Consider the following 19,003-nt stretch of genomic DNA (forward strand, 5'->3'; position numbering starts at 1 on the left):
AGCCCCCCATACAGGCCGTCGCGCTCGGTGCCGCCGTACATGATGTCGTTGCCGCCCTCGCCGTACATCTCGTCAAAGCCGAGCCCCCCGTACAGGGTGTCATCGCCGTCGTTGCCGTTCAGCACATCGTTGCCGGCGTCCCCGTACAGGAGGTCCGCGCCGTTGCCGCCGTACAGACCGTCACGGTCATCGCCGCCGTAAAGCGTATCGGTACCCTCTCCGCCAAACAGTTCGTCAAAGCCGACACCCCCGTACAGCGTGTCATGGTCTGCACCACCCTGGAGGATGTCATTGCCGGCATCGCCGTAGAGGACATCGTTGCCCTCATCTCCGTAGATTTCGTCCTTCTCGGCACCGCCGAAAGCCTGGTCATTGCCAATTCCACCGTAAATGCGGTCATCCCCCTCATGGCCATGAAGAATGTCGTCGCCCGCTTCGCCGACGAGCTGGTCGACCCCCGCACCGCCGTAGAGGCGGTCAAGCCCGATCCCTCCATTGAGGGAATCGCTCCCCCCCTCACCATAAAGGACGTCGTCGCCCTCTTCCCCCCAAACAGTGTCGTTATCGGCTCCCGCTAGAACCAGGTCATTACCGTCACGGCCGTGCAGGTCGTCGTTGCCGTCGCCCCCGGCGAGAACGTCCGCTCCGGCGCCGCCATCGAGAAAATCGGCACCGTGCCAACCATCCAGTTCATCATCGCCAGCCTCGCCATAGAGGCGGTCATCGCCGTCATCACCACTAAGCCTGTTGGCTCCGGCATCGCCCGTCAGGGAGTCATCGAAGAGCGATCCGTAGATCCGTTCGATGCCGGTCAAGACGTCGCCCTGGGCGTGGCCACCGGCTGCGGCTCCAGTAGATAGATTGATGCTAACGCCCGCATCTGAGCCGAGGTAGTCGGCAGTGTCAGTGCCATCACCGCCCATCAGCGTATCGGCGCCGGCACCCCCGGAAAGGATGTCATCCCCAAGATAGCCGTTGAGAATATTGGCCCCCGAGTTCCCCGTCAGCTCGTCATTGTACAACGAGCCAATGAGGTTCTCGATCGAGATCAGGGTGTCGCCCGCGGCTTCGCCACGATACCCACCGCCATACGCCAGCGAGACCGTGACGGCACCCGCAGCGCTCAGATAGGAGGCGGTATCTGTCCCATCGCCGCCCTGCAATTGGTCGGCACCCGAGCCGCCAAAGAGGGTGTCATTGCCGTCACCGCCGGAAAGGACATCATCGCCTTCGTCACCATAAAGGGTGTCGCCATAGATGGTGCCGGTAAGATTGTCGTTCCCCTCATAGCCCCGCAACTCAATAGACGAGGCAGAGGCGGCTGCCGTCGGCGCAACCACGACATCATCATATTGCGTCAGGTGCAGTCGCTGGAGCCGGGCGATGTTCGTGATCGACCCCTGCGTTATCGCCGCCAAGGCCCCCTGCCAGTCCGCGTTGAGGCTGAGGTTCAGATTTACGCCCGATAGCAAACCAAAAAGGGTGACCGAAGCACTGTCATTGGTTGAGCCGGCTCCCCCGTTGATGTGGTCATACAAGCCAAAGTGAAACGACTCGACTTCGGACGTGCCCGTCACCGTGTCCTGGACCCCATCGTCCAGACGTCCATTCAGGATCCCGTTGGTGGCAACGTCGATCCGGTGGTTGGCGGTGGCGATTTCGCGTATCCCACCACCGAAGACCCTGGAACCGAGGGTAATCGTGTCACTGCCGTACCCCCCGATAATAAACAGGGCGTCGCCCGAGAACACATCGTTGTGCGCGGTGAGAGCCAGTCCGGCCAGGATTTCAAAGTTCTGAAATGTCGCACTGGCCAGGAACGACAATTGAGACTGCCAATCGGCCTCAAGACTGATGTTCAGCCCCGATGAACGGCTTGCAAAGCTGACATTGAGATCGTCGGTTCCGTCCCCGCCATCTGCCAGGTCACCGATCCCTGCATAGACACGGTCATTGCCATTTCCCCCGTTGATCAGGTCGACCTGAGCGTCGTCCTGAAAGGCCCAGCCTAGAAAATCGAATGTCAGGCCCAAGGGAAAGTTAGCTGAGACCGGAACTTGTCTGATGATCGCGAGGCCGCCGTACCCCGCCAGGAAGTCAGACCCATCGCCTCCGTAGATGATGTCGGCACCCATCCCGCCGACGACATAGTCATTGCCCCCACCCGCATAAACGAGGTCATTCCCCTCGCCACCATTGATCAGATCGCCGGTGAAGTAGCCAATCGGCTGGTTGCTGTCCTCATCCCCTCCGTAGATGGTGTCGTTACCCTCAAGGCCTTGGATGTAGTCGGCACCTTCAAGGCCGGAGATTGTGTCGTCAGAGCTGGATCCGACCAGCTGATCCTGACCGCTCGTTCCCGTTACAACCGGCATCCCACTCACTCCGTCTGATCTCGGTGTAAATGGGTATCAGTGGGTCACTGCTTGGCAAGTCAAATAACGGCGGTTTCACAATGTGAGACGATCTCTCACATGGGGCTTGCCCGGCTTTGCGACCGCTCATCGTTGAAATATGTCAACAAATCAGCCCGCTCGCTCAAGCGGTTCGCTTCTAGACAATCCAGTCGTCGTGGGTCGGCTGGGCCCACGCACCGCGATCCCAGGGCCGCACGGTCAGGTCCATCGTGCCCAGGTCAAACAAACCGGTATCGGACGGTACAACAGCGTACGCGTCCCCCACACAGACCACCGGACCGCCATCCCACTGGGCCTTGCCCTCCAGACCGCCGGGCAGAACCAGCGGATCGAATGGCTCATCAGCCTTCCCTGCCTCGACGAAGCCGGGAAGGATCAGTGGCCCGGCCTCCTTTGCTTCCGCCCCGCCAGGAGCCAGAAACGGCGGGCAGATGACCTGGAGCGGATCCACCTCGCCGTCGTAGAATCGCAACATCTCGATATTGACGAGAATGTCCTTGCCGTCCGGGCCGGAAACGATGAGCACGCCGTTTTCCCAATAGAAGACATAGTCGCTCTTCAAGCCGGCGAAATCGGCAATGTCGTACCCTTCGCCACCATCGAGGATGTCATCGTCCCAACCGCCGCTGAGCACGTCGTCGCCGGCTTCACCGTAGAGGATATCGAGCCCCTCATTGCCGGAGAGCTGATCATCGCCCGCCCTACCGAGGAGTTCATCGTTTCCTTGTTGTCCGGAAAGAATGTCCGTTCCGTCGCTGCCCCAAAGCTCATCCGCTCGTGATGATCCCAGAACTCGCTCGATGGAATCCAAGATGTCGCCCGAAGCATCGCCCTGATCGCCGGCTGGGTCACCAAGAGCGACCCTGCTCATGTCGACGTGAACCCCAACAGTCGAGCCTTGATAGCTCACCGTATCAAAGCCATTGCCGCCGATAAGGTGATCCGCCCCGATCCCGCCGATCAGCAGATCATCGCCGTCACCGCCGGTCAGGACGTTGTCAGCCTGGTTTCCGACCAGAACGTCGCTGTGCGCGGTGCCGACGGCATTCTCGATCAGCGATCGGAGGTCGTCGTTGTAGAGCAGGGCGTTGAAAACATTGCCCCGCGCAAAATTTCCATGGCCCAGATTGGCCAGCTGGACACTAGAGATCGTGCTCGTCGCTCCGGGGGATAGATCAACAAAGACGCCATTGTCGTAGTTCGAAAAATCGTAGGTGTCGTTGCCGTTGCCGTCCCAGATCGTCAGGAAGACTCGGTTGGCTCCCGGCGCTCCCTGCGCCACCCCGTCGATGGACATTTCGCCCGTGTTTGGGTTCCACGTATAAACGGTGTCACCCGCGTGGGTGGTGAAATCGGCTCCATACAGATGTTGGAGCGCGCGGATGTCCATCATCATGAACGTCTGCGGATAGCCGAACTGTTCGTTGAAGTAGTTCGCCCCTGACGCGCCCACATAGCTGCGGTAGGTCATGACCGTATATTCGAGCGTGTCGAAGGGTTCCGGCACGACCAGGCCAGATGCCCCGCCCTGATGGGCATGCTTAAATCCCAGATTATGGCCGATCTCGTGGATCGCCGTCAGCCAAGTGTAACTCCCCGGAACTGGTGTCGGGTAATACCCCATATAGGTTTCATTGAAGAAGGTGTCGCCGCGCTCGCCGGTCGCCGCGCTAGGCTGATAGCCCCATGCCGTCGGGTAGCCATCGGAAAATCCATAGCGCATGGTGCCGGCACCGCCCGTTTCCTCCACAAAGGACAAGTTGGTGAAACTGGCGATCGACCCGTAGCTGAAAGTCGCAGCCCCCCCTTCCAGGGTGCCGCCGCCGAGGATTTGCCGAATGGCTTCGCGGAATTCCAGCGTCAGCGGCGTGAACGTGTCCAGGCGGAATTGCCCGGTTGTGTAATCCGTATAATCGCCAGCAGCGGTCGGAAACGAGAAGGTGAGACTGGAATCGCCCCAGGCGTACGTCGAGAACAGGGCGTCGACAGAGATGATCCCTGTCAGGGTAATCGGAACGACTGTCAGCGACTGCGGTCGATCGGGCCCGGTGGGGGCTCTGAACTCAGAGCCGTAGAACCGACTTTGAGCCGGCCAATACAACAGATCGGCCTCGTCATCCCCCTCACGAACCGCGTACATGGCCATCTCCATATAGTCATGTTATTGTTGGCATGTGAGGACATTTTGCTGGACTCAGCAAGACGATAATGACGGCTTCTCGGTTTGGCTGGCTTGCCCTCCTTGCCATGTTGACGGCCTGCGGGCCCTTCTCCGGCGCACCTCAATTGACTGAGAATTCAACCGGCGCCCGTCCAGCGGCACCTGCTCGAGACGGCGAAATCGCCGTCCTGGAAGAGTTCCAGGATACCGAACGGGCCGGAACCGCCGCTGCCTATCGCCTCTTTGCGGCCCGTCACCCCACGCACCGTCTGGCACAAGAAGCCGAAGCTCGGGCACGCCGTGCCGAAGCTCAGGATCTGCCGCCGACCGACTAGTCGTCCGCGCCGGCGACCGACGCCCCGTCCCTAGACGATCCAGTCGTCGTGGACGGGCTCTGAACGGCCCCACATCCCGCGGTCCCAGGGTCGCAGCGCCAGGTCCATCGTACCCAGATCAAAGGTAACGGCATCGACCTTTGTGACCGCACCCGCGTCCGCCTCACCGACCACCGGCCCATCGTCCCATGCGAGCGGGCCTCCGAGGTCATCGGGCAGAACCTGGGGCGTCTCGCCCTTGCCGTTCTGCATCGCCGCCTCGCCCCCCGGCGGGTAGCAAATCACCATCGTCGGGTCATAGATCCCGTCGTCGAAGCGCAGGAATTCGACCCCGACCAGCACGTCCTTGCCATCAGCGCCGATCACAATCGTCTGGCCCGCCTCGATGCGGATCGTGTAGTCCCTCATCCGGCCCGAAAACACTGCCGTATCCTCGCCGGCCCCACCCTCGAGATAGTCGCTGTCCCAGCCCCCGACGAGAAGATCGTCTCCGTCCCCGCCGATCAGCCGGTCTGAGCCGCCACCGCCCAGCAGCGTATCGGCACCGCCTTCGCCGCGAAGCTCGTCACTGCCATTCAGACCCGAGATGAATTCTGCCGCGGCGGTGCCCGTCAGGGTGTCAGCCCCCTCCGTACCTTTCAGGGCCGCGGTCGGGGCGGTGATCGTCAGATTGCCGAACCGGAGGAATTCGACGTTGCTCAGCTCATGGGGAAGCCCTTGCCCCTGATAGCTGACCCGAAGGGTGCCCTCGACGATCTCGATCGCATGATCGCCGAGGTTGTCGAAGAAGACCGCCGTGTCGACGCCGGAGCCGCCGTCAGCCGTCATATGGCCGTTGCGGGCATCCAGCACATCGTCCCCAGCACCACCAAACAGGGTGTTGTAGCCGCCGTCGCCCGCCAGCACGTCATTGCCGTCGCCGCCGTCCAGCCGGTCATCGGCCATGCCGCCGGTCAGGCTATTGTTGCCGCTGTTGCCGGTCATGTCGGCACCCGCGCCGAAACCAAAGCCGAACTGAACCGTCGCGGAGGAATTCGCCGTCCCGCCCAGGATCAATCGCTCCGCCGAGTCCAGCCTGAAGCGATAGGTTCCGTCGCCGTCATAGTAGAGGGTGTCGTTCCCCTCGCCGCCGTTCACCTGGGTGCCGTCCTTGTAGACGTGCAACGCATCGTCCCCCGCCCCGCCGTACAGGAAGTCCGACGTCTGGCTCCATTGGTCTTCGGGCACGCCCCTTGAGCCGACCAGCACATCATCGCCGTCGCCGCCTTGAAGCTCGGCATAGCCATAGCTGATCAGCCGGTCGTTGCCGGCCTCGCCGTACAGATAGTCCCGCCCGCCCTGGGCCCCGCCGCCGGCATCCAGAACGTCATCGCCTGCGCCACCGAAGATCCGGTCACCCGCCATCGTCCCGGTCATGGTGTCGGCTTCGTCCGTTCCGGTCAGGGTCAGGCCGATGCTCGACAGAAGGATGGGCTGGCGCCCAGCCACCACCAGGGCCTCGATGCCCGTCAGGACATCCACACCGCCGTCGCGTCGGAACAGACGATAGACCTCGCCGTCCCAGGTCAGACTGTCGACCGTCCACTGCCACATCGAGTCGTCGAGATAGACTTCGTCGTAGCCGTCGCCCCCCTCGATCCGGTCGTTGCCACCGCCGACGGTGAAGATGTTGTTCCCGGCATTGCCGGTCAGAACGTCGTCAAAGGCCGAGCCGACGACCTGTTCGAAGCCTTCGGTGTGATCCGTTCCCAGACCGGCGTTGGTCTGGGTGGTCAGGTTCAGGTTGACTGTCACGCCCTGGCTCGCATGCGCATAGGACAGGGTGTCCATGCCCGCGCCGCCGACCAGCCAATCGTCGCCGCCGCCGCCCTCGATGACGTCATTGCCGTCGCCACCCAGGATCGTCTCGGCCGCCGCCCCGCCGCGCAGCACATCGCCCGAGGCGGTGCCGCGAAACTCCTCAAAGCCGACGATGGTGGTCGCGTGCGCGCCGCCCAGATCCATCGTCACGCCAAACTGGCGGCTGAAGTCGAGGATATCGCGGCCCGTGCCGCCGTCCAGCTGGCTCGACGTCGGCCCGCCATAGATCAGGTCATCGCCCGCGCCGCCTTCCAGCCGGTCGCCGATACCGCGCCCGATCAGGGTGTCGTTCCCGTCCGCGCCGTAGGCCGTCAGCGCCCCACCGTTGGCGACCTCGATATAGTCGTTGCGCGCGCCGCCATAGACGATGCCGCCACCCGACCCCAGCGTCACCCGCTCGAGGTTCGAGGCCTGGATGCCGGTTCCGGTCCCCGCCGCACCGTCGAGCCGGACGATGTAGCTCGCGTTCGTCGTGTTCAGGTTCAGCCAGTCGCTGCCCGCCCCGCCGTCGATCACCACACCCTCGCCCGTGGCAAAGACGTCGATCTCGAACAGGTCGTTGCCGTCCTCGCCCCAGATCAGATCGTGGTCGGTAATCAGGATGCCGTCGTCGCCCGCACCGCCATGGACGGAATCCGCGCCCGCCCCACCGGTCAGGATGTCGTTGCCGACCCCGCCATAGATGGTGTCGTCGCCGTCACCGCCATGGATGACGTCGTTGCCTTCATCGCCGTACAGCTGGTCGTTGCCGCCACCGCCCGCGATCTGGTCATCCCCGCCGGCACCGTGAATCTCATCTGCGAGTTCGGTGCCGGTGATCTGTTCGGACGCGCTGGTCCCAAAATATGTCGGCACGCGGACTCTCTCCCTGAGATCAGCAACATAGCGCCGTCATCTGACAAATCACAGAGAGGATTGCGCGGGGGGCGCCCACTCAGCCTACCGCCCGAATTTCTGGAACTTGATCCGGTGCGGGATCAGCGCATCGGTGCCCAGGCGGCGCTTCTTGTCTTCTTCATAGGCTTCGAAGTTGCCCTCGAACCATTCGACGTGGCTGTCGCCCTCGAAGGCCAGAATGTGCGTCGCCAGACGATCCAGGAACCAACGGTCGTTACGACCATCGCACAGTAGATGCGCGCTTGCGCCTTCTCGGCCGCCTACGCTTCATCCCGGCCATCATCGTTCGATGACGCCGGTGCCGCAAAGACGAAGTCCTCCGCCCTGAGGTCCGCCTTGGCGATATTGGCCAAACGCAGGGACACCTCCCCTGTGGAAATCACGACGCCGCCGGGCGTGTCAGTTGCCGCGACCAAGGCCGCAGGGAAATCCAAAAAGAGATCGGTGGTGAACTGGATCCGGTCGCCGCTAACCGGGTCCGACCTAAAGTCGACGATCACATCGTGCCCCCAAGACGCGCCGTTGAAGACAAACAGGTCGGCCCCCTCGCCGCCCTTCAAGGTGTCGTCGCCTGCATCGCCCGACAGGACGTCATCGGCCTGATTGCCGAACAGGGTGTCATTTCCCTCGCCACCGTGAAGCCTGTCGGCGTCCTGTCGACTACCGACCGGGAGGTAGGCCTGAGCCGACCCGCCATCAAGGATGTCGTCGCCGGTGCCCCCATGCAGCACATCATTGCCGAAGGCCCCCGAGAGCTTGTCGTCGCCCCCACCGCCGGACAATGCATTGTCAGCGGTATCGCCGATCAGAACGTCTGCATGGGCCGATCCCACGGCATTCTCGACCCGGATCACGATGTCGCGCTTGGCTTCGCCCACGACCGCCACCCCATCGAGCCGCAGGGTCACGCCGCCCTCAGCGTCCGAGTAGTCGACCGTGTCGATGCCGTCGCCGCCATCAAGAATGTCGGCGCGGCCGCCGCCTCCAACCAGAAAATCATTCCCAGCCCCGCCCGAGAGCCTGTTGACGGCCTGATTGCCGATCAGGGTATCGTCGCCGGATCCGCCGATCGCGCGCTCTATCAATGAGCGTTCGTCACCCTTGTAGAGACGGGCATTGTACACATTGCCGCCGGCCTTCCTGCCCGGCCCCAGAACGGCCAGTTGCTCATCGGACAGAACGCTCGCTTCGCCTGGCCTCAGATCGATCTTCACCGAACTGGCGTAGTTTGAAAGGTCGTAGGTGTCCTCGCCGCCACCGTCCCAGAGCGTCATGAAGACACGATTGGCTACGGGCGCGCCCTGGCCAACACCGTCAATCGACATCTCGCCCGTCGACGGGCTCCAGCTATAGCGATTGCCCTCTGCACGCGTCGTAAAGTTGGCACCGTAGAGATATTGGAGCGCCTCGATGTCCAGCATCATGAAGGTCTGAGGGTAGCCTCCCGCCTCCAGGGTGTAGCCGGCGACGCCGCTCCCGACATGACTGCGATAGGTCATCACCGTGTATTCGGGGGAATCGTGTTCGCCCCTTAAGGCTATTCCCGATGACTTGAATGCCTCGTGTGCATGGGCAAGTCCGAGCGCATGGCCGATCTCGTGACGAACCAGCATTCCGCTTTCGTTACCAAGGCCAGGCTCCGTTCGTGTTATTGCCCGCTCTTCGTTGAAGAAGACGTCTCCTCCTGCCCCGTCCTCGTCGGGGTTATAGCCCCAACCGATGGGCTCTCCTGGGGAGAAACCAAGCCGCATTTGACCTTCGCCTCGCGGCACCTCTTGAAGCGTCAGCTGAGTGAGTTCGGATACCGAGCCAAATGCGGGAGCGGCCCCCGGGTCAGCCTTGGCCTTCCCAACCAGGGCCTTTCGGACAGCGTCGCGATAGGCCTCCGAAAGCGGAGCATAGCCCTCCAGGAACCGCTGGCCGCGCTTCTGGGCAACGTTACCGTAGTCGGTAATGTCGCCGGCGTTGTCTGGAAAGGAGAACGTCACCAACGAACCCGGCCAGCGGGTGCCCCAAAGCACAGCATTTACGTCATCGTTCTTGCTGCTTGGAGCTTCAAAACCGGAGCCGGCTTCTGCTTCATCTGCAGTCGGATTCGGCTCGGCCTGCGGTGCGACTGCGGCCTGGTTGCCACCTGGCGGTGGCGGAGCACCACGACCGCTCCCGTCTTGAGTTCCCGACATGGCTGAACCTCATCCAGGGCGTTGTCCCTGTAGTATGACGAGGTTTATCCCCTTTGGCGATCAGACTCGTGCGCAGGTCAAAGGCCCCCGCAAGGCTTCACCGCGCCCGCTCAGCCTACCGCCCGAATTTCTGGAACTTGATCCGGTGCGGGATCAGCGCATCGGTGCCCAGGCGGCGCTTCTTGTCTTCTTCATAGGCTTCGAAGTTGCCCTCGAACCATTCGACGTGGCTGTCGCCCTCGAAGGCCAGGATGTGCGTCGCCAGGCGGTCCAGGAACCAGCGGTCGTGGCTGATGACCACGGCGCAGCCGGCGAACTCTTCCAGAGCCTCTTCCAGGTTCTGCAGCGTCTCGATGTCCAGGTCGTTGGTCGGCTCGTCCAGCAGGATCAGATTGCCGCCCGTCGCCAGGGTCTTAGCCAGATGGACCCGGTTGCGCTCACCGCCGGACAGCAGGCCGACCTTCTTCTGCTGGTCGCCGCCCTTGAAGTTGAAGCTGCCGACATAGGCGCGGCTGTTGATCTCGCGCTTGCCGACCATCATCACATCGGTGCCGCCCGAGATGGCCTGCCAGACATTCTCGTCGGCCTTCAGGTCATCGCGCGACTGATCGACATAGGCCAGCTTGACCGTCTCGCCGATCTTCAGCGTGCCGGCGTCCGGCTGTTCCTGGCCGGTGATCAGGCGGAACAGGGTCGACTTGCCCGCGCCGTTCGGCCCGATGACGCCGACGATGCCGTTGGGCGGCAGCTTGAAGGTCAGGTCCTTGAACAGCAGCTTGTCACCGTAGGACTTCTCCAGACCGTTGACCTCCAGCACCACATTGCCCAGGCGCGGTCCGGGCGGGATCTGGATCACGGCATAGGTCTGGGCACCGCGCTGCTGCTCCTGTTCCTCGACCATCCGCTCATAGGCGGCCAGACGGGCCTTGGACTTGGCCTGACGGGCCTTGGCACCCGAACGCACCCACTCCAGTTCGCGGGTGAGCGCGCGCTGGCGGGCTTCGGATTCCGATTGTTCCTGAACGACGCGCTTCTGCTTGGCTTCCAGCCAGGACGAATAGTTGCCCTCGTGCGGGTGGCCCTTGCCGCGGTCCAGCTCCAGCGTCCACTTGGTCACCTGATCCAGGAAGTAACGATCGTGGGTGACCAGGATCACACAGCCCGGAAACGCCTCCAGGTGATGCTGCAACCAGGCCACCGACTCGGCATCCAGGTGGTTGGTCGGTTCGTCCATCAGCAGCATATCGGGCTTGGACAGCAGCAGGCGGGCCAACGCCACGCGGCGCTTCTCACCGCCGGACAGCTTCTCTACCCCGCTCTCGTCCGGCGGACAGCGCAGGGCGTCCATGGCCTGATCGATGCGGCTGTCGATGTCCCAGACATCGGCGGCGTCGATCTTCTCCTGGAGGGCGGTCATCTCCTCCATCAGCTCGTCGGTGTAGTTTTCGGCCATTTCGGCCGCGACCTCATTGAACCGCTTGACCCACTGCTTTTCTTCGCACCAGGCCTCGACGTTCTCGCGCACGTTCAGGGCCGGATCGAGATGCGGCTCCTGCTCCAGATAGCCGCGCTTGACGCCATCGGCCGCGCGCGCCTCGCCCGAGAATTCGGTGTCGAGCCCCGCCATGATCTTCAGCAGCGTCGACTTGCCCGAGCCGTTCACCCCGACCACGCCGATCTTGGCGTCCGGGTAGAACGACAGCCAGATGTTCTCGAACACCTTCTTGCCGCCGGGATAGGCCTTGGTCAGGCCCTGCATCTGAAAAATATACTGCGCGGCCATCGGGCGGGCGTCCTGTCGTCTAAGGAATACGGGGAGGTCGGCGCGGGATGTAGCGATCCCTGAGCCGTTACGCAAACCTCAGGACACGATTGGCCTCACCCTACTCCGCCGCGGTTGTCTCCGGTGTCTCGTTGCGTCCGCCCTCCCCACCCGGCAAGCGGGCCGAGAGCCCGCGGCACAGGACATAGAAGACCGGTGTGAAGACGAGGCCGAAGAAGGTCACGCCCAGCATGCCGGAGGCCACCGATGTCCCCAACGCCTGGCGCATCTCGGCTCCCGGCCCCGTTGCGATCGCCATCGGAATGACCCCGAAGATGAAGGCAAACGAGGTCATCAGGATCGGCCGCAGGCGCGTGCGCGCCGCTGCCACCGCCGCCTGGAAGCGGTCCATGCCCTCCTCCTCGGCCTGTTTGGCGAACTCCACCACGAGGATGGCGTTTTTGGCCGCCAGGGCGATCAGAACCACCAGACCAATCTGGACCAGGATGTTGTTGTCCATCCCACGCAGGTTCACCCCGATCATGGCGGCCAACAGACACATGGGCACGATCAACACCACCGCCAGCGGCAGGGTGAAGGCCTCATACTGTGCCGCCAGCACCAGGAAGACGAAGCCGACTGCCATCAGGAAGATGATCGTGGCCCCGCCCGCCGCCGTCTGTTCCTGCAGGGCCAGGCCGGTCCACTCGTAGCTGAAGCCGGGCGGTAGGGTCTGTTGGGCCATCGCCTCCATGATCTGGATGGCCTCGCCTGACGAGACGCCGGGGGCTGCCTGGCCCTGGAGCGCGGAGGCGGGGAACAGGTTGTAGCGCACGACGCGTGAGGGGCCGGAATCGTGCATCAACGTCGCCACCGATCCGATCGGCACCATCTCGCCGGAGGCGGACCGTGTTCTCAGATTGGCGATGTCGGCGATATCGTCTCGCGCCGAAGGCTCCGCCTGGGCCGTCACGCGGAAGGTCCTTCCCAGGAAGTTGAAGTCATTGATGTAGGCGGAGCCCAGGTACACGCCCATGGTCGAGAAGACATCGGCGGGCTGGACCCCCATGGCCAGGGCGCGATCCCGGTCAACATTGGCCGTAATCCGGGGCGAGCCGGTGTTGTAGGTCGAAAATACCTGCTGAACGTCGGTCGGGGCCTGGGCCGCCGCCCCCATCATGGCGAAGGTGGCCCCCTCCAGAGCCCGATAGCCGGCCCCGGAGGTGTCCTGGATCATCAGCTGGAAGCCGTTGCCAGTCCCCAGACCTTGGACGGCGGGCGGGGCGATGACGAAGATCTGGGCCTCTTGGATCGAGGCGGTCGCGCCGGTGATGGCCCCGGCCAGGGCCGCAGCAGACCGTTCCCGGCCACGTTCGCTGTGCGGGTCTAGTCGGACAAAGATGGTGCCGGCATTGGAGGCGGTCGAGAAGCTGGTCCCGTCAAGGCCGGCGAAGGCGACCGCGCCTTCGACGCCGTCGGTGTCCATGATCGTTTGGACCGTGCGTGTCATGACCGCGTCCGTGCGTTCCAGGGCCGAGCCGGGCGGCAGTTGCACCACGCCGATGAGGAAGCCCTGATCCTGCTCCGGGATAAAGCCAGAGGGGGTTGCCGACAGGCTCCAGCCCGTCAGGCCCAGCAGGATCGCATAGGCAGCCAGCATGATGGTCCCCTTGCGCACGATGCTGGCGGTGAACCGCCCATAGCGGTCCGAGAGCCAGTCAAAGCCCTCGTTGAACTTGCGTCCCGCCAAGCCGAGGTACCAGCTGATCGTCCCCAGCAGACCCGGCCTGCGCCGGTGGGCATGCTCATCGTGCGGCTTGAGCAACAGCGCCGCCATGGCGGGCGACAGGGTCAGGGACACAAACAGCGAGATCACCGACGCCGTGGCGATGACCACCGCGAACTGCTGATAGAAGACGCCTGGGATGCCCGGCACGAACATGGTCGGCACAAACACCGACACCAGAACCAGGCCGATGGCAATCAGCGCGCCGGAAACCTCATTCATCGACCGATAGGCGGCGTCCTTGGGACTGAGCCCCTCGCGGATGTAACGCTCGACGTTCTCCACCACGACGATGGCGTCATCGACCACGATCCCGACAGCCAGGATCAAGGCGAACAGCGACAGCGAGTTGATCGAGAACCCCAGGGCCAACTGCACCGCAAAGGTGCCGATCAGAGCGATCGGGATGGCGACAATCGGGATCAGGGCCGCGCGCCAGCTTTGCAGGAAGACCAGCACCACCAGCACCACCAGGAAGATGGCTTCAACCAGGGTGTGCTCCACCGCAGTCACCGACTCGGCCACGAACTCGGTCGGGTTATAGGCGACCTGAAGCTCCATGCCGGGCGGAAGCTGGCCACGAATGAGCTCCATCTCATGCTCGACCCGCTCGGCTGTTCCGAGGGCATTGGCTCCCGGCTGTTGGATCACCGCGATGCCGACGCCGCGCTCGCCGTCAAAATAGCCGCGCATTCCATAGCCCTGGGCACCGAGCTCGACGCGAGCGACATCGCGCACCCGCGTCACTCGCCCTTCGGCATCGGTCTTAATGACGACGTCTGCGAACTGTTCGGGGGTGTCCAGCCGTCCCTGGACCTGCACCGGAAGCTGGAAGGCGGCGCTGTTCGTATCAAACGGCGGCTGGCCGATGGCCCCCGCCGCGGCCTGCACGTTCTGGGCTCTCAGGGCGGCTACAATATCCGGCCCCGTCAGGCCGCGCGCCGCAGCCCGGTCCGGGTCGATCCAGATCCGCATCGAGTAGTTGCCGCCGCCAAAGATCATCACATCGCCGACCCCTTCCAGGCGCAGCAGACGATCCCTCAGCGTCGATTGGGCGTAATTACCGATATAGTCCGTGTCATAGGTTCCGTTGGGCGAGGTCAGGCCCATGATCATCAGGAAGCCGGATTCCTGCTTGTTGACGATCACCCCGACCTGGCGGACCTCCGCGGGCAACCGCGGCTCGGCCAGGGCCACGCGGTTCTGAACCAGGACCTGGGCCGAATCCAGGTCGGTCCCGGGCTCAAAGGTGACGGTAATCGTCACCAACCCGTCTGAGGTCGATGACGAAGACAGGTAAAGCATCCCCTCGACGCCATTGACCTCCTGCTCGATGGGAGCGGCGACCGTCTCTGCCACCGTCTCGGCCGAGGCCCCTGCATAGACCGTGCTGATGTTGATCGTCGGCGGCGCGATCTCGGGATACTGCGACAGGGGCAGCAGCGGATAAGCGAAGGCCCCCATCACCACGATAAACACGGACAGCACCGCCGCAAAAATCGGGCGGTCAATGAAGAAGCGCGAGATATTCATGGTCTAGCCACCGACTGAGAAGCTGGCGCTGGAAGCCGGGGCCGGGGCCGCTTCGACCTGACCGCCACCCGTATTTTGCTGTCGCTCGATGGTGCCCGGCGTCGGCGTGACTGGCTGCCCCGGCTGCATGATGCGCTGGATGCCGTCGATGACGACGCGGTCGCTGGCCTGGAGCCCCGACCGGATCACCCTTAGCCCATCGACCAACGGACCCAGTTCCACCGGGCGCGCCGCCGTGGTGCCGTCGGCGTTGACGACATAGACGATACGTCGGGCCTGATCGGTGACGATGGCGGAATCCGGTACCAGCATTGCCTGGTACGGGGCCGTTCCGGCCAACTGGGCCTGGCCATACATGCCGGGCCGCAGGAAGCCGTCCGAATTCGGAATGACACCGCGCAGCCGCACAACACCCGAAGCCGAATCGACAGCGTTGTCAGTGAAATCGAGATAGCCGACGTGCCGGAAGGTGCCTTCATCCTGAAGCCGGACACGCAACGGCGCAAGACCGTCACGGGCTGACCGCTGATAGCGCAGCATGATGGCTTCCGAGGCATCGAACGAGAAATAGATCGGCGCGGTCGATACAATGGTGGTCAGAACATCGGCCGCCGACGATCCGCCGGCGACCAGATTCCCAGGGTCTGCCCGTCGATCCGAAATCCGCCCTGAGATCGGGGCCGTCACGCGCGTGTACTCCAGGCCCAGTTGGGCTTCTCGGCGGGCTGACTGAGCTGCGGCCAGGGCCGCTTCGGCAGACTGGAGATTGGCCCGGCGCAGATCGACCACCGACTGAGACAGGAATCCTTGTTCAAACAGGGTTTGAGATCGTTCAAATTCCGTACGCGCTAGATTGGCTTGAGCCTCGGCCTGAGCGACCTGGGCCTGAGCCGACGCCGCCGACGCCCGGGCCTGGCGAGGGTCGAGCGTGAACAGGAGCTGTCCCTGTCGGACATAGTCGCCGTCGCGGAAGTGGACGGCCTGGATGTAGCCGCCGACGCGCGCGCGCACCTCAACGGTTTGAACCGCTTCGAATCGTCCCGGGAACTCATCCCAATCGACGACCTCTCCAGCCAGGGGCGTTGACACCGTCACCGGCGGCGGCGGCGGAGCAGCCTGTTCGGCACTCTGGGAACAGCCCACCATGGCCGCAGAAATCAAGGCAACGGCGGCAAGAAGCGTGGGCCCGCGCATAGAGGCTCTCCAGTCTGGCGTAAACGTCGAGCCCCCCTGTAGGAGCCTTACGCATCGGCGATGAAATGCGAAGTCAACAAATGTTGTCAACACATGTTGACTGTACTAACAGAGCACTGTCGTCCCATTGGGAGCATTTCCGTGGATATTTCAACGCAGGTTCGGCCCAGGGGTTCCGCCACGACGCGGCAGGCGATTCTGACGGCCGCCCGCGATCAGTTCGCCGAGCACAGCTATCAAGACGTGAGCTTGCGCGCGATCGCTCGAACGGCAGGCGTCGATGTTGCTCTGATCGCGCGCTACTTTGGCTCCAAGGAAGACCTGTTCGCCTCGGCGCTGGATAGCTGCGAGATGGCGACCGATCTGTTCACCGGCCCACGTGAGACATTCGGCATCCGTGTTGCGGAAGAGCTGGTGTTTGAATCAAAGGAGGGCACCAAACTCCAGGGCGCGCGCATCATGCTCAACTCCCTCGGCTCGACCAAGGCGGCAGAAATTGTCCACCAAAGCGCCGAGAGCCGCTTTATGGAGCCGTTCGCCGCCTGGCTGGGCGGTGACGACGCCCTCGTTCGAACCCGTGTGCTCGCCGGTGTTATAATGGGTATGAGCGTCAGTCGTGAACTCAGCAGTGGCTCCGGCCCGGATGACGCCGGTGCCATGAGGCTGTGTGATCGGCTGGCAACCATCCTGCAGGCCATCGTCGACGAAACGGATTGAGGCTGCATTGCCCCGAGCGGCGTCGGCGTCTATTGCGCGCGCCATGTCTAATTCCGCCCAGGCCGCCCTCGACGATCTTGCCGAAACCTTTGACCTGCTCGGCGACTGGGAAGAGCGGTATCGCTATGTCATCGAGTTGGGTGCCGAGCTTGCCCCTCTTTCGGACGACGAGCGAAATGCGGCGACCAAGGTGTCCGGCTGTGCGAGCCAGGTCTGGCTGGTCCGGGATCCCGTCATCGATGGCGTCCTGAGTTGGCGCGGCGATTCCGATGCCCATATCGTGCGGGGACTGATCGCTATCCTTCTGCGCCTCTACAACGGGCGTAGCCCCGAGGCCGTACTCGATTTCGACGCCCGCGCCGCCGTCGAGCGCCTTGGCCTGTCCGAAGCCTTGTCCAGCCAGAGATCGAATGGGCTTGCCTCCATGATCGCGCGCATCCGCGCGGACGCCGATCAGGCCATCCGATAGTGCCGGGCCAGGCGCTCCAGGGCGAGCTTTAGCTGCACCTTGCCGGTGCGTGACGGCAAACCCAGGGCCCGCTCGGCGGCCTGAAGGGCGCTACCGTTCAAACAGACCTCTTCCAGAATTTCCGACAGTCCCGGCCCGACTGCGCGGAGTGCCTGACGCACCCGGCGTCTTGCCAGGCCGGATGGTGGTACCGAGCCGGGACCTCTTGGCGTCCGATCACGAGGCAGGGCCGTCCAGTCCATCGTCACCTGCCCGGTCATCGCCGCCGCCTCGAAGTCTTCTCGCAGACGCTCAGCGGCGGTGACCTCAAGCCCACTCAAAAACGGCAGTCCGTCCGATCCTTTGCGGCGCGCCAGCCAGGCGATCGGGCTTTCGCCGCGATTGACGGACACCACGACACTGCGACCCTCCGGCCCCATCCTTTGCTGCCGGTCGAGCCAGCGCCCGGGGGTCGCGTCCATGCCGGCGCCCGCCAGCCACCACCCGCCTTCCGCACGCGGCAGCAAGCCCGGCTCACGTCGGACGGACTGGACCTGAGCTGCATCGAGCCGAAGCAAGGGCCGGCGTCGGCGGTCCGCACCCACCCTCACCAGCCAGACGTCCCCCACCCGGTCCAGCCAGTGGTTCGGGCGCGCCAATACGCTTTTCGCACGCGAAGCCGGGTCCATGATCACGCCTCCAGGGGCCAGCCCGGCGCGCAGGGCGACAATCGCAAACAGGCCTCAAGCCGTTCCAGCATGGCATCAAACCCGGGATCGTCCCGCATGTCCTCGACCTGGCGGCAGGCATAGCCGGCTGTTGTCCGATCACGCCCAAACGCCGCGCCGACTCGATCCAGCGGCCACTGGAATATCACGTAGATCAGATACATCGACGTGTGACGTGCGCGGACGGCGGCGCGGCCCCGCCGTGCGGAGCCACTGATCTCCGCCGACGGCGTAGCCGTCGCCAAGGCCACCAGGTCCACGACCAGAGCCGCCGCTTCCTGATCGCGACGAATAGCTGGCGGCGATGCGGGCGCGGTGATTGTCATGGTCTGCTCCTCTTGCTCGCCCCAATTCGAGGGCTGCCCCATCCTGCCGGCGGGCACGATGCAGAGGATTAAATTCCTATTTGACTTCGCCAAGCCCCTCTGGCGTCAGGAACGGACGTAGCGAAGTCCGGGGAAAACGCGCAAAAAAAGGGGCACCCAAGGGCACCCCTCTTCCGGCCATAGCGACAAGACGTCTAGCGGCGACGTGCCGGCTTACGACCGCCCTGCCCAAGACCCATCTGCTTGGCGAGCTCCGAGCGCGCCTTGGCATAGTTCGGCGCCACCATCGGATAGTCGCGCGGCAGACCCCACTTGCTGCGGTATTCGTCCGGGCTCATGTCGTACTTGGTGCGCAGATGGCGCTTCAGAGACTTGAACTTGCGACCGTCTTCCAGGCAGATCAGATAGTCCGGCGTGATCGACTTCTTGACCGAAACAGCGGGTTCTTGCGGTTCGACCGCCTCGACGGTTTCGCCGGAGGCGACTTCGGCCAGGGCGCGGTGCACGTTCTGGATCAGGCTCGGCAGGTCTGCTGCGGCGATCGCATTGTTACCGACATAAGCCGACACGATGTCGGTGGTCATTTCGATGATCTCGGACTTGTCATCCATATTCGGGCATTCCCTATCCGCGACAGGCCATTATGACCTGTATTT

13 protein-coding genes and 1 pseudogene are annotated in these 19,003 nt (G+C 63.5%); 3 read left to right on the forward strand and 11 right to left on the reverse strand.

Going from position 1 to position 19,003, the window contains the following annotated elements; translation table 11 throughout:
- Together G391_RS15885 and G391_RS13275 are read right to left on the reverse strand one after the other, a co-directional pair.
- Positions 1-2,375, reverse strand: a 2,375-nt coding sequence (locus G391_RS15885; protein WP_029085700.1) for a calcium-binding protein, incomplete at its 3' end; no start/stop codon positions are given.
- Positions 2,376-2,553: 178 nt separating this feature from the next.
- Positions 2,554-4,557, reverse strand: coding sequence for a M10 family metallopeptidase (locus tag G391_RS13275; RefSeq protein WP_169719078.1), 2,004 nt, complete (start codon positions 4,555-4,557; stop codon positions 2,554-2,556).
- A 146-nt stretch (positions 4,558-4,703) separates the two neighbouring features.
- Here G391_RS13275 and G391_RS13280 point away from each other — a divergent pair, with 146 nt between their 5' ends.
- Entirely contained in the window at positions 4,704-4,913 is a 210-nt protein-coding gene (locus G391_RS13280) for a hypothetical protein (RefSeq protein WP_156893802.1), read from the forward strand.
- Between the two features lie 30 nt (positions 4,914-4,943).
- Here G391_RS13280 and G391_RS0100020 read toward each other — a convergent pair whose 3' ends face one another.
- The 6 genes and pseudogenes from G391_RS0100020 to G391_RS0100045 all read right to left on the reverse strand — a co-directional run bounded on the left by G391_RS0100020 (position 4,944) and on the right by G391_RS0100045 (position 16,128).
- Positions 4,944-7,628, reverse strand: a complete 2,685-nt coding sequence (locus G391_RS0100020) for a calcium-binding protein (RefSeq protein ID WP_029085701.1) — start codon at positions 7,626-7,628, stop codon at positions 4,944-4,946.
- 84 nt (positions 7,629-7,712) lie between these two features.
- Positions 7,713-7,886, reverse strand: a pseudogene (locus G391_RS15520) (energy-dependent translational throttle protein EttA); the annotation flags it as partial.
- Positions 7,887-7,930: 44 nt separating this feature from the next.
- Positions 7,931-9,853 carry a M10 family metallopeptidase gene (locus G391_RS13285; protein ID WP_084169072.1) on the reverse strand — a complete coding sequence of 641 codons (1,923 nt, stop codon included), beginning with the start codon at positions 9,851-9,853 and terminating at the stop codon, positions 7,931-7,933.
- A gap of 115 nt (positions 9,854-9,968) precedes the next feature.
- Positions 9,969-11,636, reverse strand: a complete 1,668-nt coding sequence (gene ettA / locus G391_RS0100035; RefSeq protein ID WP_029085703.1) for an energy-dependent translational throttle protein EttA — start codon at positions 11,634-11,636, stop codon at positions 9,969-9,971.
- Positions 11,637-11,736: 100 nt separating this feature from the next.
- Positions 11,737-14,934, reverse strand: coding sequence for an efflux RND transporter permease subunit (locus G391_RS13290; protein WP_051257008.1), 3,198 nt, complete (start codon positions 14,932-14,934; stop codon positions 11,737-11,739).
- Between the two features lie 3 nt (positions 14,935-14,937).
- Positions 14,938-16,128 carry an efflux RND transporter periplasmic adaptor subunit gene (locus G391_RS0100045; protein WP_029085704.1) on the reverse strand — a complete coding sequence of 397 codons (1,191 nt, stop codon included), beginning with the start codon at positions 16,126-16,128 and terminating at the stop codon, positions 14,938-14,940.
- 141 nt (positions 16,129-16,269) lie between these two features.
- Here G391_RS0100045 and G391_RS0100050 point away from each other — a divergent pair, with 141 nt between their 5' ends.
- Positions 16,270-16,845 (forward strand): TetR/AcrR family transcriptional regulator, encoded by a 576-nt coding sequence (locus G391_RS0100050; protein ID WP_245572005.1) that lies wholly within the window; start codon positions 16,270-16,272, stop codon positions 16,843-16,845.
- A 43-nt stretch (positions 16,846-16,888) separates the two neighbouring features.
- A complete protein-coding gene (locus tag G391_RS0100055; RefSeq protein ID WP_029085706.1) occupies positions 16,889-17,314 on the forward strand; it encodes a SufE family protein in 426 nt (141 codons plus the stop codon).
- Here G391_RS0100055 and G391_RS0100060 read toward each other — a convergent pair.
- The 3 genes from G391_RS0100060 to G391_RS0100070 form a co-directional block, all read right to left on the reverse strand.
- Positions 17,299-17,982, reverse strand: coding sequence for a DUF6456 domain-containing protein (locus G391_RS0100060; RefSeq protein ID WP_035303415.1), 684 nt, complete (start codon positions 17,980-17,982; stop codon positions 17,299-17,301). The genes G391_RS0100055 and G391_RS0100060 overlap by 16 nt on opposite strands.
- Before the next feature lie 2 nt (positions 17,983-17,984).
- On the reverse strand, positions 17,985-18,347 hold the full coding sequence (locus tag G391_RS0100065) for a helix-turn-helix domain-containing protein (protein ID WP_035303612.1): 363 nt from the start codon (positions 18,345-18,347) through the stop codon (positions 17,985-17,987).
- A 194-nt stretch (positions 18,348-18,541) separates the two neighbouring features.
- Positions 18,542-18,958, reverse strand: coding sequence for a Ros/MucR family transcriptional regulator (locus tag G391_RS0100070; RefSeq protein ID WP_029085709.1), 417 nt, complete (start codon positions 18,956-18,958; stop codon positions 18,542-18,544).
- Positions 18,959-19,003: the final 45 nt, after the last annotated feature.

Origin of the sequence: Brevundimonas aveniformis DSM 17977 (genome assembly GCF_000428765.1) — a bacterium.
Classification (GTDB): Bacteria; Pseudomonadota; Alphaproteobacteria; order Caulobacterales; family Caulobacteraceae; genus Brevundimonas; species Brevundimonas aveniformis.

What these genes read in the sequence shown, in the direction of transcription:
- G391_RS13275 (WP_169719078.1), bottom strand. Translation starts at nt 4,557, where the DNA reads ATGTACGCGGTTCGTGAGGGGGATGACGAGGCCGATCTGTTGTATTGG.
- G391_RS13285 (WP_084169072.1), bottom strand. Translation starts at nt 9,853, where the DNA reads ATGTCGGGAACTCAAGACGGGAGCGGTCGTGGTGCTCCGCCACCGCCA.
- ettA (WP_029085703.1), bottom strand. Translation starts at nt 11,636, where the DNA reads ATGGCCGCGCAGTATATTTTTCAGATGCAGGGCCTGACCAAGGCCTAT.
- G391_RS13290 (WP_051257008.1), bottom strand. Translation starts at nt 14,934, where the DNA reads ATGAATATCTCGCGCTTCTTCATTGACCGCCCGATTTTTGCGGCGGTG.
- G391_RS0100045 (WP_029085704.1), bottom strand. Translation starts at nt 16,128, where the DNA reads ATGCGCGGGCCCACGCTTCTTGCCGCCGTTGCCTTGATTTCTGCGGCC.
- G391_RS0100055 (WP_029085706.1), top strand. Translation starts at nt 16,889, where the DNA reads ATGTCTAATTCCGCCCAGGCCGCCCTCGACGATCTTGCCGAAACCTTT.
- G391_RS0100060 (WP_035303415.1), bottom strand. Translation starts at nt 17,982, where the DNA reads ATGGACCCGGCTTCGCGTGCGAAAAGCGTATTGGCGCGCCCGAACCAC.
- G391_RS0100065 (WP_035303612.1), bottom strand. Translation starts at nt 18,347, where the DNA reads ATGACAATCACCGCGCCCGCATCGCCGCCAGCTATTCGTCGCGATCAG.
- G391_RS0100070 (WP_029085709.1), bottom strand. Translation starts at nt 18,958, where the DNA reads ATGGATGACAAGTCCGAGATCATCGAAATGACCACCGACATCGTGTCG.